At 74.4% G+C, this 25,089-nt stretch carries 19 protein-coding genes and 1 pseudogene; 12 read left to right on the forward strand and 8 right to left on the reverse strand.

Going from position 1 to position 25,089, the window contains the following annotated elements; translation table 11 throughout:
- Positions 1–70: 70 nt before the first annotated feature.
- Positions 71–1,657: a hypothetical protein gene (locus ABT296_RS23880; protein ID WP_351930540.1), complete on the reverse strand. Its 1,587-nt coding sequence runs from the start codon at positions 1,655–1,657 to the stop codon at positions 71–73.
- Between the two features lie 40 nt (positions 1,658–1,697).
- Positions 1,698–1,892 carry a hypothetical protein gene (locus ABT296_RS23885; protein ID WP_010357990.1) on the reverse strand — a complete coding sequence of 65 codons (195 nt, stop codon included), beginning with the start codon at positions 1,890–1,892 and terminating at the stop codon, positions 1,698–1,700.
- Between the two features lie 259 nt (positions 1,893–2,151).
- On the opposite strand from ABT296_RS23885, the gene ABT296_RS23890 reads away from it, so the two are divergent.
- From ABT296_RS23890 to ABT296_RS23910, 5 genes are all read left to right on the forward strand, one after another.
- Complete coding sequence (locus ABT296_RS23890; protein WP_351930542.1) at positions 2,152–2,544, forward strand: ankyrin repeat domain-containing protein; 393 nt, start codon at positions 2,152–2,154, stop codon at positions 2,542–2,544.
- A 300-nt stretch (positions 2,545–2,844) separates the two neighbouring features.
- Positions 2,845–4,263 carry a HEAT repeat domain-containing protein gene (locus ABT296_RS23895; RefSeq protein ID WP_351930546.1) on the forward strand — a complete coding sequence of 473 codons (1,419 nt, stop codon included), beginning with the start codon at positions 2,845–2,847 and terminating at the stop codon, positions 4,261–4,263.
- Positions 4,264–4,402: 139 nt separating this feature from the next.
- Complete coding sequence (locus tag ABT296_RS23900; RefSeq protein ID WP_351930553.1) at positions 4,403–5,530, forward strand: glycosyltransferase family 4 protein; 1,128 nt, start codon at positions 4,403–4,405, stop codon at positions 5,528–5,530.
- Positions 5,527–6,687, forward strand: a complete 1,161-nt coding sequence (locus ABT296_RS23905) for a glycosyltransferase (protein ID WP_351930555.1) — start codon at positions 5,527–5,529, stop codon at positions 6,685–6,687. Before ABT296_RS23900 ends, ABT296_RS23905 begins: the two co-directional genes overlap by 4 nt.
- Complete coding sequence (locus ABT296_RS23910; RefSeq protein WP_351930557.1) at positions 6,684–7,535, forward strand: SGNH/GDSL hydrolase family protein; 852 nt, start codon at positions 6,684–6,686, stop codon at positions 7,533–7,535. Before ABT296_RS23905 ends, ABT296_RS23910 begins: the two co-directional genes overlap by 4 nt.
- A gap of 289 nt (positions 7,536–7,824) precedes the next feature.
- Here the strand turns inward: ABT296_RS23910 and ABT296_RS23915 are convergent, their stop codons facing one another.
- From ABT296_RS23915 to ABT296_RS23930, 4 genes are read right to left on the reverse strand one after another with little or no spacing between them, the layout of a single operon-like run.
- Positions 7,825–8,694, reverse strand: coding sequence for a 5-oxoprolinase subunit C family protein (locus tag ABT296_RS23915; RefSeq protein WP_351930559.1), 870 nt, complete (start codon positions 8,692–8,694; stop codon positions 7,825–7,827).
- Positions 8,691–9,317, reverse strand: coding sequence for a 5-oxoprolinase subunit B family protein (locus ABT296_RS23920; protein WP_351930561.1), 627 nt, complete (start codon positions 9,315–9,317; stop codon positions 8,691–8,693). Before ABT296_RS23920 ends, ABT296_RS23915 begins: the two co-directional genes overlap by 4 nt.
- The gene (locus ABT296_RS23925) at positions 9,314–10,072 is read right to left on the reverse strand and encodes a LamB/YcsF family protein (protein WP_351930563.1); all 759 of its coding nucleotides are present in this window, start codon (positions 10,070–10,072) and stop codon (positions 9,314–9,316) included. Before ABT296_RS23925 ends, ABT296_RS23920 begins: the two co-directional genes overlap by 4 nt.
- Before the next feature lie 10 nt (positions 10,073–10,082).
- On the reverse strand, positions 10,083–10,928 hold the full coding sequence (locus ABT296_RS23930) for a putative hydro-lyase (RefSeq protein ID WP_351930565.1): 846 nt from the start codon (positions 10,926–10,928) through the stop codon (positions 10,083–10,085).
- A gap of 171 nt (positions 10,929–11,099) precedes the next feature.
- Between ABT296_RS23930 and ABT296_RS23935 the strand changes: the two are divergent.
- The 4 genes and pseudogenes from ABT296_RS23935 to ABT296_RS23950 form a co-directional block, all read left to right on the forward strand.
- Positions 11,100–11,792, forward strand: a pseudogene (locus tag ABT296_RS23935) (GntR family transcriptional regulator); the annotation flags it as partial.
- 169 nt (positions 11,793–11,961) lie between these two features.
- Positions 11,962–13,488, forward strand: a complete 1,527-nt coding sequence (locus ABT296_RS23940) for a hypothetical protein (protein ID WP_351930567.1) — start codon at positions 11,962–11,964, stop codon at positions 13,486–13,488.
- A gap of 31 nt (positions 13,489–13,519) precedes the next feature.
- Positions 13,520–14,401, forward strand: a complete 882-nt coding sequence (locus ABT296_RS23945; RefSeq protein ID WP_351930569.1) for a hypothetical protein — start codon at positions 13,520–13,522, stop codon at positions 14,399–14,401.
- A gap of 37 nt (positions 14,402–14,438) precedes the next feature.
- Positions 14,439–19,058, forward strand: a complete 4,620-nt coding sequence (locus tag ABT296_RS23950; RefSeq protein ID WP_351930571.1) for a hypothetical protein — start codon at positions 14,439–14,441, stop codon at positions 19,056–19,058.
- Between the two features lie 232 nt (positions 19,059–19,290).
- Here the strand turns inward: ABT296_RS23950 and ABT296_RS23955 are convergent, their stop codons facing one another.
- Positions 19,291–20,034 (reverse strand): IclR family transcriptional regulator, encoded by a 744-nt coding sequence (locus ABT296_RS23955; protein WP_502977310.1) that lies wholly within the window; start codon positions 20,032–20,034, stop codon positions 19,291–19,293.
- Positions 20,035–20,357: 323 nt separating this feature from the next.
- Positions 20,358–20,972 carry a hypothetical protein gene (locus ABT296_RS23960; RefSeq protein WP_351930575.1) on the reverse strand — a complete coding sequence of 205 codons (615 nt, stop codon included), beginning with the start codon at positions 20,970–20,972 and terminating at the stop codon, positions 20,358–20,360.
- Positions 20,973–21,391: 419 nt separating this feature from the next.
- Here ABT296_RS23960 and ABT296_RS23965 point away from each other — a divergent pair, with 419 nt between their 5' ends.
- Genes ABT296_RS23965 through ABT296_RS23975 form a run of 3 tightly spaced genes read left to right on the forward strand, consistent with a single transcriptional unit; the run spans position 21,392 to position 25,077 of the window.
- Positions 21,392–24,238: a nitrate- and nitrite sensing domain-containing protein gene (locus ABT296_RS23965; RefSeq protein WP_351930577.1), complete on the forward strand. Its 2,847-nt coding sequence runs from the start codon at positions 21,392–21,394 to the stop codon at positions 24,236–24,238.
- Positions 24,235–24,672: a roadblock/LC7 domain-containing protein gene (locus ABT296_RS23970; RefSeq protein WP_351930579.1), complete on the forward strand. Its 438-nt coding sequence runs from the start codon at positions 24,235–24,237 to the stop codon at positions 24,670–24,672. Before ABT296_RS23965 ends, ABT296_RS23970 begins: the two co-directional genes overlap by 4 nt.
- Positions 24,673–24,681: 9 nt before the next feature.
- Positions 24,682–25,077, forward strand: coding sequence for a DUF742 domain-containing protein (locus tag ABT296_RS23975; protein ID WP_351930581.1), 396 nt, complete (start codon positions 24,682–24,684; stop codon positions 25,075–25,077).
- The last annotated feature ends 12 nt before the right edge of the window (positions 25,078–25,089 follow it).

Genomic DNA, 25,089 nt, shown 5'->3' on the forward strand with positions numbered 1-25,089 from the left:
GTCCGCCCGGAACATGACGGGACCCCGTGCCTCGGGAGGCGCGGGGTCCCGTTTCGCGTGCGGCGGGCCGTCAGGGTGTCTCCGCCGGCACCGCCTCGGCCGCTACCGGCTCAGGTGCGGGGGCCGGCTGTTCTTCCGCGTCCGCCGGGGTGGTGCGGGGCGGGAGCAGGTCGAGGACGGCCTGGCGGTGGGCTCCGCCGGTCGCGTCGTCGTAGGGGTCCGGGGTGGCCGGTACCTGGAGCCGCAGGACCGGCCCGGCGCCCAGCCGGGCGTAGCCGCGGCCCGGCGGGACCTGGGCGATGGGGGTGGTGGGCGGCGGCGCGCCCAGGAACGCGGTGAGCTGCGCGGCCGTCGCCGGGCCGAGCACGGCACGCGCGCGGGTGTGCTGGCGCACGGACTCGCTCAGCAGCTCCGCGTTGTCGAACTGGTCGGCCACGACCACCGTGACGTTCGCCGCCCTGCCGTGCCGCAGCGGGACCTGGAGCAGGGACTGGAGGTCCTTGTGCCCTTCCGCCGCGGCGAGGTGGGCGAAGGCGGTCGGGCGGTCCAGGAGGAGCCACAGCGGTCGTCGGGTGTCCTCCGGCGGGGGGTGGCCCGCCTGCCGTGCCCGGTTGGCCGCGATCAGCCGGCGCTCGGTCTCGTGCGCGGCCCACTCCAGGCTGGCCAGCGCCCCGGCGGGTGCGCACTCCACGGCCAGGACGCCGTCCCGGCCGGTGAGGCAGGCGTACTCGCCGGTGCCGCCACCCTCGACGACGACCACATCGCCGTACTGGAGCGCCTGGAGGGCGATCGAGCGCAGGAGGGTGGAGGTGCCGCTGCCGGGCTGGCCCATCACGAGCAGATGGGGCTCGGTGGAGCGGATCCCGGTGCGCCACACCACCGGGGGCATGTCGCGCTGCTCCTCGCCGTGGGTGAGCGGGAGCGTGCGCTGGACCTCGCCCGGGTCGGTGAACCCGAGCACGGTCTCGCCCGGCGCCGTGACGAAGCGCTGGGCGGCGATGTCGGTGGGCAGCGGCGGCAGGGCCGTCAGGGAGAGCTGGTTGCCCTCCTCGTCCCAGGCGAAGCGGTACTCGCGGCCGCGCCCCGACTTGGCGGTGAGTAGATGCTCGATCCGCGCCCGGGCCTCGGGCTCGCCGTCGGTGAAGTAGGCCGGGTAGCGGACCGACAGGCTCGTGATGCGCCCCGCGGCGTCGAACTCGTAGCCGGGAAGGGCGTTCTCCCACTCGCCGCCGTGCGCGTACAGCGGAGCGGGGTCGTCGGCGGTGGAGAAGTACGGCACCAGCGCCTCGTACAGCGACTTGAGGCGCTCCGTCTGCGACTCGTCCGGCCCCTCGGGGACCGGCTCGGTCCGGTCCCGGCCGTGCCAGGCTGCCGCCGCCATCAGGCTGATGACGGCGAGCAGCGGGCCGTACGGGACGAGAGCCACGACCAGGATCACCGAGGCCACCAGGAACAGCAGCGGCCCGCGCTTGTCCTTGGGGGTCTCGGCCCACTTGCGGCGCCCGGCCGATGCCAGTCGGCGCAGCCCGCGGGTGATCCTGATCAGCGGATGGAGGACGTCGGTGGCGCTGTCGGCCGCCGTTCGGGCCAGCTCCCGGCTCCGGGCGATCTGCGCGCTGCCGGTGCTCAGGATGCGGGGAAGGGGGCGCCGGGCCACTGCGGTCTCCAGAAGGTGCGTACGGACGGGACGGGCGGGATCAGAACTTGATGCCGCCGAGGAGGCTCGCCAGGCTCTCGCCGCCGGCCTTGATGCTCGGGGCGATGGCCGTACTGGCCATGTAGAAGCCGAACAGGGCCGCGACCAGCGCGTGCGAGGCCTTCAGCCCGTCCTTCTTGAAGAACAGGAAGACGATGATGCCGAGCAGGACCACACCTGAGATGGAGAGGATCATTTGGATCTCCTGGTTCGTGGGGACAGTCACCATGAGTACTTCCAGGATCACAGGATGTATCCATACGATAAAAGGTGCAACTGGGTGAATTACGGCTGATTTCCCCCACTTGGCAGAGTCGTCGGACACCGGTTGAGCTGCGCTCCTGCGGCCGAGCGGGTACGCCGTGATCTTTACCTCGGGCACATCGGGTCATGTGCCGCGCGAGCCAGTACCCTGGCGATTCACCTGAACGGTTGTAAGGAGAGGCGGTCCGGCGATGAGTGAAGCCCCCGACCCCGAGGTCGTGGAGCTGGCGACCAAGATCTTCGATCTGGCCCGGCAGGGGCGGACCGAGGCGCTCGTGGCGTATCTCGACGCGGGCGTCCCGGCCAACCTGACCAATGACCGGGGCGACTCCCTGGTGATGCTCGCCGCTTATCACGGCCACGCCGAGGCGGTACGGGCGCTGCTCGCCCGCGGCGCCGAGGCCGACCGGATCAACGACCGGGGCCAGACCCCGCTCGCCGGGGCCGTGTTCAAGGGGGAGGCGGACGTCATCAAGGCGCTCGTCGACGGCGGCGCCGACCCGCTGGCGGGCACTCCGTCGGCGCTCGACACCGCACGCATGTTCGGCAAGACGGACCTGTTGGAACTGTTCGGCGCGCACTGATCACAGCGCTGTGAACAGCTGAGACACAGAAAACGGGGGAGGCGGTGAAGGGCCGCCGAAATTTCGGTCGCGGCAGGTGGAACCGCCGGGTCATCATGGCGACGTGATTCACGGACGCGATGGCTGGGCAGGTGTTGCCGCACCGCGCGGGCCGTGATGCGGTCCGCATGGGCCACCGACGAGAGGCAGAGGAAGATGGCTGGCAGCAAGCAGGAAACGGCGGGCGCCCCGACGTGTTGTCACGCATCCAGGTAGAGCACGTCCCCGGTTGCGTCGACGCTTGATGTGAGGCTGTTTCCCATGTTCGATCCGGTCATAGCGCCCAGCGGTACGCTGCTCGGCCTGCTCCAGAGGGGCCGCGGCGACGGCACGCTGCACGCGCTCACCGCACCGCGGGCCGAAGCGCTCGCCGCCCTGAACCACTGTGTGCTGAGCGACCCCCGCCACGACTGGCAGGTGGAGAACCGCTCCCTCTACTACGCCCGGCTCTACCTCGACCTCAGCGGCGAGCTGGACGAGATCGAGACCCACCTCTTCGCCGTCGAGGACGTCTTCGACACCGAGGAGTCCCGCACCGGACTGGCCCTGGCCGTCCTCGGCCACCTCGCCTCCTACGGCAGGCGCGACGCGCTCGCGCTGCTGCGCAGGTACGCCGCCACCGGCACCAACTGGGCCTGGGCCCTCGACGAACTGGCCCTGCGCGACGACGACGCCGGACTGCGCGCCCTGGCCGCGCCGGTGCTCGCGCGCTTCGCCACCGACACCGCCGGCGAGGCCGAGCTGGCCGCCGCCGTCCGCGACGCCTTCGAGCCACGGCCCTGGCGGCTGTGGGCGGAGGACCCTCGCCCCTCGGTCGCCACCCGCGTGCGGGCCGCCCAGGAAGCCGGCTGCTTCGACCGCTGGCAGCGCCAGATGCGCCCCACCGGGCCCCGGCCGGGCTGGAGCGTGCGGGCCGTCTTCGACTGGGCCCAGCAGGGCGTCGACCGCGGCGCCGCCCTCCATGTGCCGGCCGCCCGCTGCCTGTCGGCGGTCGCCGGACCCGAGGACCGGCCCGAGATCGTCCAGGCCGCCAAGGACGGCACCGAGGGCGCCCGCTGCACCGCCCTGCGCTACCTCGCCGACAGCGACGACCCGGACGCCCTCGACCTCATCGAGGCGGCCGTGTCGTCAGGACCGGCCCCGGTCGTGGAGGCGGCCGCCGACGCCTTCGAACGCATGCGCGGTGACACCGTCGTGGACCGGGCCCGCGGCTGGGCCCGGCGCCCCGACGCGCTCGGCGCGGCCGCCGGACGGGTCCTCGCCTGCCGCGGCGGGGCCCAGGACAGCGAACCCGTCCTCGCGGCACTCCGGGAGGCCGTCCGGGGCGAGGGCCCCGACGCGCCCACCCTGTGGACCCTGGTGGACGGCGCCGGACGGCTCGGCATCGCCTGCGCGGCCCCCGTCCTGCGCCATGTCTACCGCGAGACCGCCTCGTCCCACCTGCGCGGGCGGACCGCCCGCGCGCTGGCCGCCACCGACCCCTCCTTCCCCTCCGGATTCGCCGTCGAATGCCTGTGGGACTGCGAGGAGACCACCCGCGAGATCGCCGCCCGGCACGCCGAGACCGGGGACAACCGCGTCGTGGAACGCCTGCGCCGGCTCGCCGCCGACCCGGCCGAGGAGGACGAGGTCCAGACAGCCGTACGCAGCCGTTTCGGGCCCGACGCGCCCACCGGGTGAACGAGGGGTGACCCGCGGGTCAGGCGGGCATGGACACGGCCTGACCTGCGCGGGTGTGCAGCGGAACGCTCATGGGACGTTCCCTGTCCGGAAAGATCCACGTTGACGCGGCCACGTCCAGCACGGCGACAACACCGGTATGCGTGTCGTCATCGTGACCGAATCCTTTCCCCCCGATGTGAACGGCGTGGCCCACTGCGCGCTCCAGACCGCCCGACACCTCGTCGACCGCGGTCACGCCCCCGTCGTCGTCGCCCCGGCCCCCGCCCCCGGGAGCAGGCTCGGCGCCCTCGCGCCGTGCCCCGTCGTCCATGTCCCCTCCCTCCCGCTCCCCGGCTACCCCCAGGTGCGCGTCGCGCTCCCCAGCCGGCGCCTGGCCGCGACGCTCATCGAACACAACGCCGACATGGTCCACCTGGCCAGCCCCTTCGTCCTCGGTGTCCGCGGCATGGCCGCCGCGGCCCGGCTCGGCATCCCCGCCGTCGCCGTCTACCAGACCGACCTGGCCGGATACGCCCGCACCTACATGGGCGCCGGCGAGGCGGCGGCCTGGCGGCGGATCCGCTCCGTCCACTCCGCCGCCGACCTCACCCTCGCCCCCTCCAGCGCCTCCCTGAACGACCTCCGGGCCCACGCGGTGCCCCGGGTCAAGCTCTGGCCGCGCGGAGTGGACACCGCCCGCTTCCGCCCCGACCTGCGCGACGAGGCCCTGCGCCGGGAACTCGCTCCGAACGGTGAGCTGATCGTCGGCTACGTCGGCCGGCTCGCCCCCGAGAAGCACATCGAACTGCTGGCCGGCGTCTGTGGCCTCGACGGGGTCCGGGTGGTGATCGTGGGCGACGGACCGAGCCGCCCGAACCTGGAACAGGCCCTGCCCGGCGCCGTCTTCCTAGGCCGCCGCACCGGCGACGACCTCGCCCGGATCTTCGCCTCCCTGGACGTCTTCGCGCACACCGGCCCGTTCGAGACCTTCTGCCAGACCGTCCAGGAGGCCATGGCCAGCGGGGTGCCCGTGGTCGCGCCCGCCGTCGGCGGCCCCCTCGACCTCGTCGCACACGGCCACACCGGCCTGCTCTTCCCGGCCGACGACGCCACCGCGGTACGCGCGGCGGTGAGCGCCCTGCACGCCGACCCCGCGCTGCGCACCGCCTACGGCACAGCCGCGCGCGCGATGGTCGAGGGACGCACCTGGGCCGCCGTCGGCGACCAGTTGATCGCGCACTACGCCACGGTGCTCGCGGACCGCAGAACGGCGGTGGCGGCGTGAGCGACTCCCTGCGCATCGTCCGGCTCGCGAACTTCGTCGCCCCCGCCTCCGGCGGACTGCGCACCGCCCTGCGCGAACTGGGCAAGGGCTTCAAGCAGGCCGGGCACGAACCCGTGCTCGTCGTCCCCGGTGAGCGCCACACCGACAGCGAGACCGAGCAGGGCCGCGTCATCACCCTGCCCGGCCCGGTGCTCCCCGGCACCGGCGGCTACCGCGTCCTGGCCGGCCGGCGGCGTGTGGCGGCCCTCCTGGAGGAGCTCGGCCCGGACCGCCTGGAGGTGTCCGACCGTACGACGCTGAGATGGACCGGCACATGGGCGCGACGCGCACGGGTGCCCGCCGTGATGGTCTCCCACGAGACCGCCGACGGCGTGCTGCGTACCTGGGGCGTGCCCGAGGGGGCGGCCCGGCGCGCGGCCGACGCGCTCAACGTCCGCACCGCCCACACGTACGCGCGCGTGGTGTGCACCACGGAGTTCGCCGAACGGGAGTTCGTGCGGATCGGCGCCCGCAACGTCGTACGGGCGCCCCTCGGCGTCGACCTGGTGCAGCGGCACCCCGCGCTGTACGACGCCGGCCTGCGGGCGCGGCACGCGCGCGCGGACGAGGCGCTGCTCGTCACCTGCACCCGCCTCTCCGTGGAGAAGCGGCCCGGTACCGCCCTCGACGCGCTGGAGGCACTGCTCGCCCGCGGACGCGGGGCGGTGCTCGTGGTGGCCGGGGACGGTCCGCTGCGCGCCCGCATGGAACAGCGGGCGCGCGAGCGCGGACTCCCGGTGACCTTCCTCGGGCACGTCTCCGACCGCGCCCTGCTCGGCGCGCTCCAGGCGTCCGCCGACGTGTGCCTGGCGCCGGGGCCCGCGGAGACCTTCGGGCTCGCCGCCCTGGAGGCGATGGCGTGCGGCACGCCCGTGGCGGTGAGCACCTCGTCCGCGCTGCCCGAGGTCGTCGGCTCCGCCGGGGCGGCCGCCGCGGACCACGGGGAGGGCTTCGCGGACGCCGTGGAGGACCTCCTCGCGCGTTCCGAGGCCGGGCGCCGCGAGGCCGCACGCGCGCGTGCGGAGTGCTTCGGCTGGGACACCGCCGTCGCGGCCTTCCTCGCCGCGCACGACGCGCCCGCCCCCGGGCGGGACCGGCTGCCGGAGGGCGTCCGATGAGACCCCTGCGCTTCGTCGCCCTCGGCGACTCGCTGAGCGAGGGCGTGGGCGATCCCGTCGGGGATGCATGGCGGGGCTGGGCCGCGCTGCTCGCCGGCGGGCTCGCCGACGGGCCCGTGGCCTTCACCAACCTCGCCGTCAGCGGGGCGCAGACCCGGGACGTCCTGGAGCGCCAGCTGCCCGCCGCGCTGGCGCTGCGGCCGGACGTGGTGTCCGTCCTCGTCGGCGTGAACGACACCCTGCGCTGCACCTTCGACATCCAGGCCGTGGCGGCCCGGCTGGACGGGGTGTACGGGGCGCTCGCCGGGCGGGGAGCGGTCGTGCTGACGGCCTGTCTGCCGGATCCGGGGGCCATGCTGGGGCTCCCCGGAGCGCTGGCCCGCCCGCTGGCCCGGCGGCAGCGGGCGGTCAACACGGTGGTGCACGCGCTGTCCGAGCGGTACGACGCGGTGCATCTGCACACGGCGGAGGAGGACTGGATCGGCGACCGGGCGATGTGGAGCGCGGACCGGCTCCACCCGGGGGAGCGCGGGCACCGGCAGTTGGCGCTCCGGTTCCACGCGCTGCTGGCCGAGGGCGGACTGGCCACGGGGGTCGCGCCCGCCGCCGAGCCGGAGTTCCCCGCGCCCACCAGGTCGGCGAGCCTGTGGTGGCTGGCCACCGCGGGGACGGGGTGGATGGCCCGGCGGTGCACCGACCTGCTGCCGCAGCTGCTCACCCTCGCCCTCGACGAGACGCGGCACCGTGTGCGGGGGACGAGCGCCCGGCTCGACCTGCGGACGGCCGCGGCGGTGTCGGCGGCGCTGGCCGCGCTGGCGGTAGGGGAACGGCGTCCGGATGCTGTTTGAGCGGGGTGGGGGCTGAGGGTTGGGGGTGGGGCGCCTGGCGGGAGGGCGGCTGACTGGGTTTGGCCGGGGGTGCGGGGTACTGCGGGGTCTTCGGAGGTGCGGGGCTCCTGTTTTACGGGGGCCCTGGTGGGGTGTTGCCCGTACGGATTCTGGTGGGGTCTCGTACGGGCTTCTGGCGGTGCGTGGCCCACAGGGGTCTCTGGCCCGGTGCCGTCAGGTGTCCTGTGCGGCCGAGGAAACACTGTCGCTCCGGCTCCGCTCCAGGGCCCCGGTGTCGCCCGGACAGGGCTCAGCCTCGGCGTACCGCCGTGAAACGGATCGGTGTTCCCGGTGGGGCCTGGGCGGCCGCCGGGAGGTCCTGGGGGCGGACCACCGCGATCACCGGGTAGCCCCCGGTCGTCGGATGGTCCGCGAGGAACACCACCGGCCTGCCGTCCGGGGGGACCTGCACCGCGCCCAGGACCATGCCCTCGCTGGGCAGCTCACCGGCCAGCGCCCGCTCCAGGGCCGGGCCCTCCGTCCGCAGCCCGATGCGGTTGCTCGCCGGGGAGACCCGGTACGTGCCGATGAGGAGGGTGCGCAGGGCCGCCGGGGTGAACCAGTCGTCCCGGGGGCCGGGGCTCACCCCGAGGAGCAGCTCGCCGGGCGGGGCCGGCTGCGGGGCGACGTCCACGCGCGCGGGGAGGGCCCCGGGACGGCCCAGGGGCAGCACGGCGCCGTCCGCCAGTGGGGCCGGACCCAGGCCGGACAGCAGGTCCGTCGAGCGGCTGCCGAGGACCGGGTCCACCGCGATACCGCCGGAGACGGCCAGGTAGCCGCGCACGCCCGCGACGGCGGGGCCGACCTCCAGCAGGGCCCCGGCGGGGACCCGTACCGGCGCGCCCCAGGCGGCCGGGCGGCCGTCCACGGCCACCGCGCAGTGCGCACCGGTGACGGCCGCGGTGAGCGGGGAACGCGGCCGTACCGACACGCCCGTGAGCGTGGTCTCCAGCACCGCCGCCCCGGCCGGGTTGCCGACCAGCCGGTTGGCCAGGGCCGCCGCCGGCCCGTCGAGCGCGCCGGACCGCGGCACACCGAGGTGGGCGTGGCCGGGCCGGCCGGTGTCCTGAACGGTCGTGAGCGCCCCCGCGCGTACGACGACCAGCGCGCGGTCGGTCATACGGGCCTCACCGGCGCCGTGGGGACGAAGCGCACGCGTGTGCCCGGCGCCAGCAGCGCGGCCGGCACGCGCGCGTGGTCCCACAGCACGGCGTCCGTGCTGCCGATGAGCTGCCAGCCGCCCGGGGACGAGCGCGGGTAGACGCCCGTGTACGGCCCGGCGAGCGCGACCGCCCCGGCGGGCACGGCCGTGCGCGGCGTGCCCCGGCGCGGCACGTCGTAGCGCGGCGGCAGTCCGGTGAGGTACCCGAAGCCGGGGGCGAAGCCGCAGAACGCGACGGTGAACTCGGTGCCCGCGTGGACGCGGGCCACCTCCTCGGCGGTCACCCCCCAGTGCGCGGCGACGTCCGCCAGGTCCGGGCCGTCGTAGCGCACCGGGAGTTCGACCAGCTCACGCGCGTGCGGCGGCGCGTCGGGGACTTCGGAGGCGGTGAGCTCGGCCGCCAGCCGCGCCGGGTCGGGGACGCCGTCGAGCAGGACCGTGCGGGCCGCCGGGACGATCTCCCGGGCGTGCAGCGAGCCCTCCGCGCGGCGGCGCAGCAGCTCCGCGTGCAGGGCTTGGGCCCGCTCGCCGGAGGACACCTCGACGAGCAGGGCGTCGCCGCCCACGCGCAGCGCCCTCATGCGAAGGCCTCCACCCGTACGCCCGAGCGCCGGAGCTGCTCGCGGACCCGGCGGGCCAGGTCGACCGCGCCGGGCGTGTCGCCGTGCAGGCACAGGGATCGGGCCCGCACCCGGATGCGGGCGCCGGAGTGCGCGTCCACCTCGCCGTGGCGGGCCATGCTCACCGAGCGGGCGACCACGGTGTCCGGGTCGGTGACGACGGCCCCTTCCAGGTCGCGCGGAACCAGGGTGCCCCGGTCGGTGTAGGCGCGGTCGGCGAACGCCTCCGTGACGGCCGGCAGCCCCGCCTTCGCCGCCAGCTCCAGCAGACGTGAGCCGGGCAGTCCCAGGACGGGCAGGTCGGCGTCGGCGAGCAGCACCCCGTCGACGACCGCGGCCGCCTGGACCTCGTCGTGCACCACGCGGTTGTAGAGCGCGCCGTGCGGCTTGACGTACGACACGCGCGCGCCGGCCGCGCGGGCGAAGATCTCCAGGGCGCCGATCTGGTACGCCACCTCCGCGGTGAGTTCCGCGGACGGCACCTCCATCGGGCGCCGGCCGAACCCGGCCAGGTCCCGGTAGGAGACCTGGGCGCCGATCCGCACCCCGCGCGCGGCCGCCTGCTCGCACACCCGCCGCATGGTGACGGCGTCCCCGGCGTGGAAGCCGCACGCCACGTTGGCGCTGGTGACCACCGACAGCAGCCGCTCGTCGTCGGTGAGCCGCCAGCGGCCGAAGCCCTCGCCTAGGTCGGCGTTGAGATCGATCGGGGTCATGGCTCTCCTGTCAGGCGGCCGCGTCCAGGACGCGGTACTGCTCGTCGCGGGCGTCGGTGAGGAACATCTGGCCCGGCGCGTGGGTGATCGCGAACGGCGGCCGGGAGGCGGCCAGCGCCGCCTGCGGGGTCACTCCGCAGGCCCAGAAGACCGGGATGTCGTCCGGCGCCATCTCCACCGGCTCCCCGAAGTCGGGGCGACCGAGGTCGGCGATGCCCAGGACCGAGGGGTCGCCGCAGTGCAGGGGGCCGCCGTGCACCGCCGGCAGGAGGCTGCTCTCGCGGATCGCCGCCGCCAGGTGCCCCGGCGGCACCGGACGCATCGACACCACCGTCGGGCCGCGCAGCCGCCCCGCCGGCCGGCACTGCCGGTCGGTCACGTACATCGGGACGTTGCGGCCCTGCTCGATGTGGCGCAGCGGTACACCGGCCGCGGCCAGCGCCCACTCGAAGGTGAAACTGCAGCCGATCAGGAACGACACCAGGTCGTCCCGCCATTGCGCGCGCACCTCCGTCGGCTCGGCCACCAGCTCGCCGTCCCGCCACACCCGGTAGCGCGGCAGATCCGTGCGCAGGTCCGCCCCGGGGGCCAGCACGGTGGTGTGCGCGCCGGCGTCCGTGACGTCGAGCACCGGGCACGGCTTGGGGTTGCGCTGACAGAACAGCAGCATGTCGTACGCCCAGTCCGCCGGGACCGAGACGAGGTTGACCTGGGTGTGGCCCGCGGCCACCCCGGCCGTGGGGCCCGAGAGCCCCGCCCGGAAGCGGCCGCGGGCCTCGGCCGGCGGCCACGCGTGCGCGTGCTCCTCGACGGCGGTCAGCGGGCGGTCGCCGGTGGCGGGTGAGGGCGTGCTCATGTGCACCTCGCAGAGGGAGGACGGAGGGTGCCGTGGACAGAGCCGTGCCGTGCGGAAGCGAACGGCACCGCGGTGAGGAGGCGGTGCCGTGCCCAGAAAGGTAGAGGATCGTTGAACGATCCTTCAATACCCGCGTTGTCTCGTTCCCGTGACTGCGGTTGAATTCCGGGCATGGCAGAGCAGCTGACCGGTCTGGCCGACGACCGCGCCCTCCTCGGGCGCACCAGCACCGCGGAGCGGGTGTCGGACATCCTCAGGACCCGGATCGCCGAGGGCTACTTCCCGCCCGGCACCCGGCTCTCCGAGGACGGCATCGGCGGCGCCCTCGGGGTCTCCCGCAACACCCTGCGCGAGGCGTTCCGGCTGCTCACCCATGAACGGCTGCTCGTCCACGAGCTCAACCGGGGTGTCTTCGTCCGGGTCCTGACCGTCGACGACGTCGAGGACATCCACCGCACCCGGCGCCTGGTCGAGTGCGCGGTCGTCCGCGGGCTGGGCGAGCCGCCGTACGACCTCGGCGGCCTGGAGAAGGCCGTCGATGCGGGGCAGCGGGCGGCGCGCGAGGACGACTGGAAATCGGTGGGTACGGCCAACATCCACTTCCACCGCGAGCTGGTGGCGCTGGCGGGCAGCGACCGTACGGACGAACTGATGCGCGGGGTCCTCGCCGAACTCCGGCTCGCCTTCCACGTCGTGGACGACCCTCGGCGGCTGCACGAGCCCTACCTGGCCCGCAACCTGGAGATCCTCCAGGCGCTGCGGGACGGGGACGCGGGCGGCGCGGAGCGGCTCCTAGGGGTGTATCTGGACGACTCGCTGCGCGCGCTGGTGGCCGCCTACCGGGGGCGGGTGGGGGAGGGCGGTGCGCCTCCGTCGGGGGCGGGCGGTCGCTCCTCGGCGGTCGAGGGCGGCTCCCCGCCGTCGGCCGAGGGCGGTGCGCCGCAGACGCCCCAGGCCCTGTCGCGTGTCGGCGACGGCCGTCGCTTCTGAGCCGTTTGGGTCGATGTCAGACCTAGGACCTAGTCTGTGCACCGTGACTTCGCCTGCACCGACGGACAGCGTTCCGCCCCAGCTCAGCGCGGGGCCGCGCCCCGCGCCGGGCCCGGCCGCCGACGAGGGCCTGGCGCGGCGCCTGCGCGCGCTCGCCTGCACGGCACCCCTGCACGACCTGGACACCCGCAAGGCCAACCTGGCCGGCGAGTACTCGGTGTACGGCATGGCGGAGGTGGCGCTCGCCGCCATCGACCTGGTCACCCTGAACATGGACTTCGACACCGGCGCCGACCACGACCAGATAGTGGCCCGGCTCATCCCGCGCATCGCCGCCCAGGCCCCCCGCCGCCCCGTCGCCGAGCACGAACGCGTGGCCCGCTGGGTGCTGGAGAACCTGATCAACGTCGGCAGCGTCGACCGCGGGTTCCGCGCCGTCTACGGCACCTTCGCGCCCGACGGCAGCTACGTCCGGCGCGACTACGACTTCAAGCTGATCGAAGAGGTGCCCGGCGCCGGCGGCACGGTGTACCTGCGCACCACCGACGAGGCCGTCAACGTCCTCGTCGGCGCCCTGGACACCGACGTCACCAGCGCGCAGATCGCCGCCGAGGTCAAGCTGGAGGTGCTGATCAGCCGCGGCCGGCTCGCCGACGCGCAACTCGCCGCCGAGCAGGCCCGGTACCGCACCGTGCAGTACTCCGAGGTCCTGCGCCGCGCCCTGGACGCGACCCGGCGCAACGTCCGCGCGGTGGACTGGCTCCGCACGGTGCCCGACATGATCGCCGAGGCCCTGGACCACGTCGCCGAACGCTACCGGCACGAGAACGCCATCCTCACCAACATCCGCAAGGCGCGGGACGAGTCCGAGGACCCCGAGCACAAGCGCCGGGCCGCCGAACTCGTCGACATCGTCAAGGACTGCATCCGGCGCCACACCCAGCTCCAGTCCCGCCTGCTGGAGGCCGGACCGCTGTTCCGCGCCGAACAGGACCGGCAGGCCTTCGCCACCCCGATGACGACCTCGGGCACCGACCTGTACGGCCATCTCGTCGCGCCTCTGCTGCCGCTCCCCGTCGAACAGGCGGTCCGGGTCACCGACGCCTTCTTCGCCCGCGGCACCGGACTGCGCACCCCTGTCTCCGTACGGGTCGCCGACCTGGTGGACATCCTGCTGACGCCGCCCGTGGAGCGGGAGCATCTCGGCGCCGAGATGCCCGAACCGGACCTCATCGCCACCCCCGACGACAGCCGGTTCAGCGAGGAACAGCTAGCCGCCGCGAAGGACCTCCTCGACCTGCCCGCCGACGCACCGCGACGGTTGTCGGGACTGCTCGCCGAGGCCCGGCGCACCGACGGCGACCTGCCCTATCTGGTGGCCCTGCTGGCCGTGCACGCGGCGAGCCCCGCCGTCGGCACCGCCTACCGGCAGGGCGAGGAGAAACTGCTCTTCGCCGTGGACGACGGGACCGAACTGGACGACCCGGAGTTCGGCGGTGCGGACCTCATCGTCGGTACCGCCCTGCTGGACGCCGCGGGCATGGCGGCGGACCGGACGGAAGCGGCATGAGCCGACAGACAGCACAGCGAGGAGCCCCATCGTGACCGAGCACGCCGAGTGGAGCGAGCCGGAGGCGGCCGCACCCTCCGCCGCTGCCGTCGTCACGCCCGCCGACGCGGCCGACGCCGCGCGGCTGGTCGCCTTCGGCCTCCAGCCGAGGCTCCAGCCCGCCCGCGACCAGGAGTACACCGAACTGCTGCGACGGCACCGCGAGGACCCGGCGTTCGCCCGGCTCGCGGACGCCGTCGCCGCCGGCCTCGGCCTGGTCGTCCTGGAGGTGTCCCCGCGCGCGGGGATGGCCGTCGCCGCCGCCGAGGACTCGGTCTTCGCCGTGCGCATGGGCGACTACGCCCGGCGCACCTCGGCCGACGGCGGCGACCGGTTCCTGCACGGGCTCGCCCATCTCGCCGTCGCCGCCCTGGCCTTCCCGCGGCCCGAGGACCTCGCCGACGACGGCTACATCGGCCGCGTCTCCGTCAACGGCGTCGACGCCTTCGTACGCCAGGCGTGCCGACGCCTGGAGGAGCGGGCCGAGCAGCAGGGCGAGAACACCGACCCGGCCACCGACGCGCCCGGACTGGAGGCCGCCTGGCGGATCTGGGCCAGACGCACCGCCAGCGGCGCCACCAAGGACGCCCGCAGACTCGCCGGGTCCACCACCGGCATCGTCGGCAAGGCCGTCGTGTTCCTCACCGACTCCGGGTTCCTCCAGCGCACCGGCGACGACAACGGCGGCACCTACCGCACGACGGCCCGCTACCAGCTCCAGGTGCGCGACATGGCGGGCGCCGCCGCGATGGCGGAACTGCTGGAGCTGGGCGTCGTCCCGGTCACCGACGGCACGGCGACGCTGCTGCCGCCCGAGGAGGGCGACGACCTCGATCTGGTGGCCGACGCCGGACTGCCCTTCCACTCCGCCTGAACCTCCCCGATCTGCCGAAGACTTACGAGAGTCCGCCATGTACGAGCTGTCCAGGGTCCGCCTCTACTCCATCGGACCCGCAGGTGCGCGCTACGCCGACACCGTGCTTGACCTGCGGGGCGTGGGCGAGCCCGTGCCCGATCCCGCGCCCACCCAGGCGGCGTTCTTCGAGGACGAGCCCGTCGGGCCGCCGCGCCGGCCCGCGCCCGCCGGCGTGCTCTTCCTGGAGAACGGCGGCGGCAAGTCGGTGCTGCTCAAGCTGATCTTCTCGGTGATGCTGCCGGGCCACCGCAACACCCTCGGCGGCGCCAGTTCCGGTGTGCTGCGCAAGTTCCTGCTCGCCGACGACTGCGGACACGTCGCCCTGGAGTGGCAGCACACCCTGACCGGCGAGTGCGTGGTCGTCGGCAAGGCCAGCGAGTGGCGCGGCCGACAGGTCTCCAACGACCCGCGGAAGTTCGCCGAGGCCTGGTACTCCTTCCGGCCCGGCCCCGGCCTGAGCCTGGACAACCTGCCCGTCGCCGAGTCCACCGCCGTACGCCCGCCCGTCGAGGGCGCCTCCGGAGCGCAGGGCCGCCGCCGCACCATGAAGGGCTTCAGGGACGCGCTCACCGAGGCGGGCAAGGCGTACCCGCACCTGGAGGTGCACTGGGAGGAGATCCACGACCGCTGGATCGAGCACCTCGGCGACCTGGGCCTGGACCCCGAACTCTTCCGCTACCAGCGGGAGATGAACGCCGACGAGGGCGAGGCCGCCGGCCTGTTCGCGGTGAAGAAGGACTCCGACTTCACCGACCTGCTGCTGCGCGCGGTGACCGACACCCGGGACACCGACGGCCTCGCCGACCTGGTCAGCGGCTTCGGCAACAAGCTCGGCCGACGCGCCGAACTGATCGCCGAACGCGACTTCACCGCCGGCTCCGCCGACCTGCTCGGACGCATCGTCGAGGCGGCCGAGGCACGCGCACGCGCGCGGGACGTCCACGCCGGCGCCGAGCGCCGCACCCGCACCCTGGCGCGACGCCTGACGGCGCGCGGGGCGCGGGAGCGGGTGCGCGCCGCCGACCTCGCACAGCGCGTCACCGCCGCCGCTTACGCCGTCACCCACGCCGAGGCGGGCCGGGAGCGCAGCGCGCTGATCGCCGCCGAACTCGCCTACCGGCACGCCTCGCTGGCCCTCGCCGCCGCCGAGAAGTCCGCGGCCGCGCAGAAACGCGAACTCGCCGAGGCGCGCACCCTGCACTCCGCCTGGCAGGCCGCCGAGGCCGCGCTGCGCCACCGGGCCGCCGCCGACCGGGTCGCCCGCGTGGCCACCGCCATCCAGGAGGCCGAGCGCGACGCGGCCCCCGCCCTCGCCGCCCGCGCCAAGGCCGCCGTCGACCTGGTACGGGCCCTGCACGCGGCCGCCGGGAGCGCCGAGGACCTCGCCAACGAGGGCGAGGAGCGGTCCGCCGCCCTCCAGGAGGCCGGCGAGGCCGCCTACCGCGACTCCACCTCCGCCGCCACCGAGGCACAGCGGGCCCGCAGCGAGATCGGCCACCTCAAGCAGCGGCTGGCCGAGGTCGAACAGGAGACCGCCGAGGCGGTCCGAGCCGGCTGGCTGGACGACAGCGCCCCCGACGCCGACCCGGCCAGGGCCGCCCTCGCCGCCAGCGACGCCGAGAAGGGCGCCGTCGCCGCCTGGGACACCGCGCGCGAGGCGTCCCGGCGGGCTTCGGAGCACGCGCGCGAGGCGGGCGCCGCGGAGTCCCGCGCGGAACTCACCGCGGCCCGCGCCGCCGACGCGGCGACAGCGGCCCGGCGCTCCCACGAGGCGGAGTGCCGGCTGGCCGAGGCACTGGCGGCCGAGGAGCGGCTGGCCGAGCTGCTCAGCCTGACCGGCTCGGCCCGTACGGCCGTCCCCCAGCCCCGCCAGGAGGACGAGGAGGAGCGGCCCGGATTTACCCCCGGGGAACTCGACCGGTTCGCCGACGAACTCCGCGAACTCCTCGACGACGCCGTCTCCTCCGCCGAGCGCCAGCTCTTCGACCTGCGCACCGCCGCCGCCGACGACTCCCGGATCCTCGGCGCCCTCGGCGACGGCGGACTGCTGCCGCCGGGCCCCGACGTGCTGGCCACCGTGGAGTTCCTCGGCGAGCACGGCATCCCCGCGCTGCCCGGCTGGCGCTACCTCGCGCAGGCCGTCGACCCGGCCGACCACGCGCGCGTGCTGGCCGCCCGGCCCGAACTCGTCGACGGTGTGATCATCACCGACCCCGACACCCATGCCCGGGCCCGTGAGGCCCTCGGCGACGCGGCCCTCCTGCCCCGGTCGGCGGTGGCCGTCGGTACGGCCGCCGCCCTCCTCGCGCCCACCCCGCCCGGCGACGCGCTCGACGGTGATGTCTTCCTCGTCCCGCCGAACCCGGCCATGCACGACGAGAACGCCGCCGACGAGGAACGGCAGGCGCTGCGCGCCCGGGCGACCGCGCGCGACGAGGAGATCCGCACCCTGGCCGCCCGGCTCGGCAAGGACCGGGAACTGGCCGCCCGGCTCTCCTCCTGGCGCACCGGCTGCCCCGCCGGAAGGCTGGCCGAACTGGCCCGGGCCGCCGACGACACGGGCGCCTTCGCCGAGGAGGCGGAGGCCGAACTCGCCGAGGCGCGGACCGTACGCGCGGAGGCCGACGAAGCCGCAGCCGAGGCCGCCCAGGTGCGCGACGAGCGGCAGGAGGCCGCGCAGAAGGCCCGGCGCGCCGCCGACGCCCTCGCCGGACTCGCCTTCCGGCTGCGCGAGCGGGCCGGCTGGCAGGCCAAGCTCCGCGAACTCGCCGACGACGCGACCGAGTCGGAGGCCCGCGCCCAGACCTGCCTGGAGCGCGCCCGAGCCGCCGACGAGGACCGGCGCGCCGCCCAGCGCGCCGCCGACGACGCCCGCCGCACCGCACGCGCCCTGCGGGCCGAGCGCGCCGAGATCGCCGGCGCCCCCGACGACCTGCCCGAGGCCGAGGCGGACGCCCCGCGGTCCTCCCTGCCCGCCCTGCGGGAGGCGTACCGCGCCGCCTCGCAGGTCTACGAGAAGGTCGGCGTCGGTGCCGACCTGCGGGCCGAGCAGGCCCGCGCGGAGAGCGACGAGAGCGCGGCGCGCGCCGAGCTGGACCGGCTCAGCAACAAGGTCCGCACCCGCGCCGAGCAGTTGCTCCAGTCGCCCGACGGCTCCGACGGGCCGTCCCGGCAGTCCGCCGCCGCGCGCGCGGAGGAGCTGGTGCAGCTCCTGGAGACCCGCATGTCGACCGCCAGCGAACAGCTCGGACGGCTGCGCGGCGAGGCCGAGCGGCACGCGCCCGAGGACGGCGAGGCCCACACCGAGCTGGCCGAGGAGGTCCAGCCGCGCGACGCCGAGCACGCCCAGGCACTGTTGCGCACGGCCACCGCCGAACTCGCCTCCCGCGCGGAGGCGCTGGACCGGGCGCGAGAGGCACACGCCGAACTGCTGACCGCGCACCGGGCCGCCGAGGACGCGGCCGGCGGCTTCGACGAGATCGCCGCCATGCTCCGGGACCTGCTGCGCGAGCACACCGTCGACGAGGACCAGGAAGAGCCCGAGCCCTACCCGGGCACCCTGGAGGAGGCCCGGCAGTCCGCCGCCGAGGCCCGCCGGTCACTGCGCGGCTGCGCCGCCGACCTGTCCACCGCCGAGGCCGCCGTCCGCGAGGCGAGCGATGTGCTGGTGCGGCACGCCAACTCCACCCGGTACGAGCAGGTGCGCACCCCCGCGCGCCAGCAGATCCGGGAGCTGCCCGCCGCCGCGCTGCCCGAGCACGCCCAGAAGTGGGCCGACGCCTTCGCGCCCCGGCTGCGCGTCCTCACCGACGAGCTGGAGCAGCTGGAGCGCAACCGGGACTCGATCGTGGACCGGCTGCGGGGCCTGGTGGAGTCCGCGCTCGCCACGCTCCGGTCCGCGCAGCGCCTCTCCCGGCTGCCCGAGGGCCTCGGCGAGTGGTCCGGGCAGGAATTCCTTCGGATCCGCTTCGAGGAGCCCGACCAGGCCACCCTCACCGAGCGGCTCGGCGAGGTCATCGACGAGGCCACCCGTGCGGCCGTGAAGAAGAACTCCGACCTGCGCCGGGACGGCATGTCCCTGTTGCTGCGCGGGGTCGGGGCGGCCCTGCGGCCCAAGGGCGTCGCCGTCGAGATCCTCAAGCCGGACGCGGTCCTGCGCGCCGAACGCGTGCCGGTCGGACAGATGGGCGACGTCTTCTCGGGCGGACAGCTGCTGACCGCCGCCATCGCCCTGTACTGCACGATGGCGGCCCTGCGCTCGAACGACCGGGGCCGCGACAAGCACCGCCACGCGGGCACCCTGTTCCTGGACAACCCCATCGGCCGCGCCAACGCCACCTATCTGCTGGAGCTCCAGCGTGCGGTGTCCGATGCCCTCGGCGTGCAACTGCTGTACACCACCGGTCTGTTCGATACCACCGCGCTCGCCGAGTTCCCGCTGGTCATCCGGCTGCGCAACGACGCCGACCTCAGGGCCGGACTGAAGTACATCAGCGTCGAGGAACACCTCCGCCCGGGACTGCCCCAGCAGGCCGCGGCGGGGGAGGCGGTGCACAGCGAGATCACGGCGACCCGGATGTACAAGCGACCGCAGGGGCCGGTACCGCAGGGGTGAACGGGGCGGCAGGGCCGAGCCGGCTGCACGGCTGAGCGGGGCCGGGGTCGACGCCTACCGCGGTGGTGCGTCGGCACGGCTGCCTTCCCCGGCGGAGCCTTCCCCCGTGGAGCCGGGCGCCGGCGAGCGGTGCTTCTACGGGGCTGTGCTTTCGTGGCCCGTCTGCCCGTCTGCCCGTCTGCCCGTCCGCCCGTCCGCCCGTCGGCCCGGCTGTTCCCCGGCGCGCCCAGGGTCAGAAGCCGTACCCCATACGGCGCGACAGCTCGGCCCCGGCCGCCACCGTGCGCTCGGCCAGCTTGGGCAGCCGGTCGGCGTTGAGCCGGTAGACGGGGCCGGACACGCTGATCGCCGCGATCACCGCGCCGTCGTGCGAACGCACCGGCGCCGCCACGGCGGCCAGTCCCAACTCCAGCTCCTCGACGGTGATCCCGTAGCCCTGTCCGACGACCGCCTCCAACTCGCCGCGGAGCATGGCGGCGCCGGTGATCGTCCGGTCCGTGAAGCGGTGCAGCGGGCGGGCCAACAGCCCCTCCCGCAGCGTGGGTGCCATGTGCGCGAGGAGCACCTTGCCGCTGGAGGTGGCGTGCAGCGGGGTGCGCCGGCCCAGCCAGTTCTGGGCCGTCACCGACGCCGTGCCGCGGGCCTGCATGATGTTGACCGCCGCGTCCTCGTCGAGGACCGCGATGTTGACGGTCTCGCCCAGTTCGTCGGCGAGTTCCCGGCAGACCGGAACCCCTTCCTGCGAGATGTCCAGCCGCACGGCGACCGCTCCCGCGAGGCGTAGCATGCCGGCCCCCAGGTAGTACTTGCCGCGGTCCTTCGCCTGGGCCACCAGGCCGCGGTTCTCCAGGACGCCGAGCAGCCGGAACGCGGTCGACTTGTGCACGTCCAGCTCGTCGGCGATCTCGGTGACGCCCGCCTCACCGAGCCGGGCGAGGATCTCCAGGACGCTGACGGCCCGGTCCACCGACTGCACGGAACCGGCCGCGCCCTTCCCGCCAGGCTGCTCCGGGCCCGCGGTGCTCCGGGCCGGATCGGACTGCTGTCTCTGTGCGCGGGTCATGGCTCGACTCTCACCAGCTGGGGCCCGGTTCGGTGGCAGCTACGGAAGCCGCTGCCGCAACGATCACGCCGCCGGACTCTGTTGCGTATGGCGCCTACTCGTGCGCGATACGAAACACGATGTTACCGGAGCGTCCGATCCCTGGACGGGGCCGACCGAGCCGCAGGGCACGCCCGCGCGCCCGACCGTCGGGTGAGAGGCGGACCGACGCGCGGCCGGACCCGGCACACCCCGGCTCAGGAGTGCGACAGCCGCCCCGCGCCGCCCCGCCCGGGTATCCGCCCCTGCGCACGCTCGGCCGCCCCGGCCTGACGTCGGGCCCTGCGCCGCTCCCGCCGCAACGCGCGCGCGGTGCTCGCCGGGGTCGAGACCACGCCGTTGCGCTGGTTCCAGACCTGGCGGGTCACCCAGACGTCCAGGGCGCCCCAGGTCGCCACGACCGTGCTGGCCACGCTGCTGAGCACCATCGGAAACGCCAGCCAGGACCCCGCCAATGTGCACAGGAAGGCCACCATCGCCTGGATCAGCGTCACGGCGATGATCAGGACGGCGCGCACCGCCGCCGTCCGCACCGGATCGGGCATCCGGCGCCGCCGTGCCGGTTCCTCGACCCACAGCGGACGGTAGGGCGTCCGCGTCTCCTCGCGCCCGTACCGCTCCAACTGCTCCTCCGGCAGCGCGGCGGCCTCGGCCGGCCGCGCGTGCGCCTCCGCCTCCTCCCGCTGGCCGGCCGGCTTCTCGCCCCTGGCCGCCGGAATGTCGAGATCCGGTGGCTGAGGACTCAGAGCCACCGTCGAACGCACCGTCACTCCGCCGTCGTCGGGCGCTTTGCGCCGCTCCGCCGTGCCCATCACCGTGTCACTCCCCACCGCCAGCAGACCGCTCGCTTCCGTGTCCGAAGACCCGTACTGCAGTGGCTGCCCGGCTTGCGCTGATTTACGCCGCCGGGAGGCGAGACACGGCTCCTGTGGCCGATTCCGCCCCCGTTTCCCGTGAAGTAGGACGAACGACCTCGCCCGAAGATTCCCAACGAGGGAAAAATTCCGGCCAATTGGCATTGCGTGCGTACAGGACCGCCGTGAACGGCCGACGCCGGAAACCGGGAGGCAATCTCACCCAATGGCCGGACAACTCCCCATGTCTCGCCTCCGGCGCGGAAGTTCAGCTTCCGGACGGCTCTTCGAGTTACGCGCGCGTCGGTAGTAGGCTCGCGCCGTTTGTTGACGCACATGTGTGCCCCCGGCCTGTGGGGGTCGAGCTGGGGGAGGCCATGCGCTTTCGCGGGAAGTCCATCCGCCGGAAGATCGTGGCGTTGCTTCTCGTGCCGCTGGTGTCCCTGACCGCGATCTGGGGATTCGCCACGGTACTGACGGGTCGCGAGGCACAAGAGCTGTTCAACGTGTCGTCCGTCGTGGAGAAGATCGGCTACCCGATCGAGGACACCGTCCGTGTCCTGCAGCAGGAACGCCGGCAGACACTCGTCCACCTCGCCGATCCGCGCGCCTCCGACGGGCTCACCGCCCTCAAGCGCAGCCGCAGCGCCACCGACGACGCCATCGCCGAGGTCCGCACGAACGCCAAGGACCCCGACGTCCGCGACGCGATGGGCCAGGGCACGGACGAACGCCTGATCGCCGTCATGGACGCCTTCGACGGCATCACCTCGCTGCGCCGCAGCGTCGAGGACGGCACCGTGGACCGGGAGACCGCGCTCAACCTCTACAACAGCGTCGTGGACCCCTGCTACGACGTGCTCGCCAACCTCCACGTCGTCGACAACGTGGAGATGGACAAGGAGTACCGGGCACTGGTCAACCTGGCCCGGGCCAGGGAACTGCTCTCCCGTGAGGACGCCCTCCTCGGTTCCGCGCTGATCGTCGGCAGGCTGTCGCACAAGGAGATCCGCGACGTCTCCGACTACGCCGCCCAGCGCGACCTGCTCTACGACGTCAGCCTCCCCCTGCTGCCCTCGTGGGAGCAGGACCGCTACACCCGCTTCTGGAGGAACGCCGCAAGCGCTCCGCTGCGCGTCGCCGAGCAGTCCGCGGCGTCCGTCGGCCCCGGCCCACCCAGCGGCATCACCGCGAAGAGCTGGGACATCGCCGCGGGCAACGTGCTGCAGGAACTGGCCGAACTCAACGACCAGGCGAGCGACCGCTATCAGGACCGGGTCCATCCGGTCGCCATGGGCGTCATCGCCAAGGCGGCCGTCGCCGGTGTCCTCGGACTGGTGGCCCTCCTTTTCTCCGTCTTCCTCTCGGTGCGCATCGGCCGCGGCCTCATCCGCGACCTGCGCCAACTGCGCCTGGACGCCCACGAGGCGTCCGGGGTCAGGCTCCCCAGCGTGATGCGCCGCCTGTCGACCGGCGAACAGGTCGACGTCGAGACCGAGGTCCCGCGCCTGGAGTTCGACCGCAACGAGATCGGCGAGGTCGGCCAGGCCCTCAACACCCTTCAGCGCGCCGCCGTCGAGGCCGCCGTCAAACAGGCCGAGCTCCGCGCCGGCGTCTCCGAGGTCTTCGTCAACCTCGCCCGCCGCAGCCAGGTACTCCTCCACAAACAGCTCACCCTCCTCGACACCATGGAACGCCGGACCGAGGACACCGACGAACTCGCCGACCTCTTCCGCCTCGACCACCTGACCACCCGTATGCGCCGGCACGCCGAGGGCCTGGTGATCCTCTCCGGCGCCGCCCCCTCCCGACAGTGGCGCAAACCCGTCCAGCTCATGGACGTGGTGCGGGCCGCCGTCGCCGAGGTGGAGGACTACGAGCGCATCGAGGTCCGCAGGCTGCCGCGGGTGGCCGTGACCGGCCCGGCCGTCGCCGACCTCACCCATCTCGTGGCCGAACTCCTGGAGAACGCGACCGTGTTCTCCCCTCCGCACACCGCCGTCCAGGTGCTCGGCGAACGGGTCGCCAACGGCTTCACCCTGGAGATCCACGACCGCGGGCTCGGCATGGCCGCCGACGCGCTCCTGGACGCCAACCTCCGGCTCGCCGAGACGCCCGAGTTCGAGCTGTCCGACACCGACCGGCTCGGTCTGTTCGTGGTCAGCCGGCTCGCCCAGCGCCAGAACGTCCGGGTCTCCCTCCAGCCCTCCCCGTACGGCGGCACCACCGCCGTGGTGTTCATCCCCGACGCCCTGCTGACGGACGACGTGCCCGACACCAACGGCATCGGCTTCCGACTGGACCGCCCCGGCCCCTCCAAGGAAGCCGAACTGGAGGAGACCCGCAGGCTGGAGGAGAGCCGCCGCTCCGCCCTCGCCCAGGTGCCCGGGCAACTTCCGGGCCTGCCCACCCAGCTTCTGGACGGACCGGTCGAACTGGAGGGGCCGGTCGACCTGGACGCCCTCGACGACTTCGCGGACGACGAGGACGGCGAACGCGGCGGCCTGTTCCGGCCGCGCCGCTCCCGCCTCACCCGGGCACAGGACAGCTCCGCGCCGCGCCAGGAGCCGATGAACACCGGCGGCCCCGTCCCGGACTCCGCCGAGGGCCAACCCGGTTCCACGGTTCCCGGCCCCCGGCGCCACACGCCCAAGCTGGTCAGCTCGCACGGGCGTCCGGTCTCCGAGCAGCGGCTGCGCAGGGCAGAGGCATCCGGGGAGCCTCCGGTATCCGGCGGACGCCCCGATCCGGACGCCCCCGCACCCCTGCCGACCCGGAGGCGGGGAGCCTCCCCGATGCGCCGGGGCCCCGGCACCCCGGACCGACCGGCCGAGCGATCAGCACCGGCCGGGCCCGCCGGCCGGGACCTCGCCGGAGAGCCCCCCGCGCTTCCCCGGCGCACCCGGCGAGCCGAGATCGAGTCCAGCACCCCGAACCCGGCGGACCGGCGCACGGAAGCCGCGCCGCCGCAGGCGGACCCCGGCACGGGGGCGCTGCCCCGGCGCGTCCGCCAGGCCAATCTGGCCCCGCAGCTCAAGCGGGAACCCGCCCGACCGACCGCGGGCGCCGACGAGCCCGCCGAGCGGGACGCCGACGAGGTGCGCAGCCGCATGGCCTCGCTCCAGCGCGGCTGGGAGCGCGGCCGTGAGGAGAACGCCGCGGGCGACGACGCCCGGAACAGCGGCACCGCACCACAAGGAACGACAAAGGGGGACGGTCGATGACCGCACCGAAGGTGACCGACCACACCACGCCCACGGCGTCCGGTGAGCTCAACTGGCTTCTCGACGACCTGGTCGACCGGGTCGCCAGCATTCGCCGGGCCGTCGTGCTCTCCGGAGACGGCCTGGCGACCGGGGCGTCCAAGGACCTGACCCGCGAGGACAGCGAACACCTGGCCGCGGTCGCCTCCGGCTTCCACAGCCTCGCCAAGGGCGTGGGCCGTCATTTCGAGGCCGGCAGCGTACGGCAGACGGTCGTCGAGCTCGACGACGCCTTCCTCTTCGTGACAGCCGCCGGAGACGGCAGCTGCCTGGCCGTTCTCTCCGACGCCGACTCCGACGTCGGCCTGGTCGCCTATGAGATGACCCTCCTGGTCAAGCGAGTCGGCGTGCATCTGGGCACCGCTCCACGCACCGATCTGCCCGCGGGCGGGTAGTGGGATGACATGAGCGCAGACGGTCAGGGAAGAAGCCACTGGTTCGACGACGAGGCCGGACCGGTCGTCCGTCCGTACGCCATGACACGGGGCCGCACCACCAGCGCGGCCCAGCACCGCCTCGATCTCATCGCGGTGGTCGTCACGGAAGCGCACGGGGACGACCCGGAAGACGACTCGACCTTGTCCCCGGAACATGTGGACATCGTCGACCTGTGCCGTGACGCCCCGCAGTCCGTCGCCGAACTCGCAGCCGAACTCGACCTCCCGATCGGAGTGGTCCGAGTGCTCGTCGGTGACCTCGTGGCCGGGGAACTCGTCCACGTCAACCGGCCCGTCCCCCCGGCCGAACTGGTCGACGAGAGTATCCTGCGCGACGTGATCAACGGCCTCCGGGCGCTGTGACCGGCGCGGAAG

Origin of the sequence: Streptomyces sp. NPDC000983 (genome assembly GCF_040299205.1) — a bacterium.
Lineage (GTDB): Bacteria > Actinomycetota > Actinomycetes > Streptomycetales > Streptomycetaceae > Streptomyces.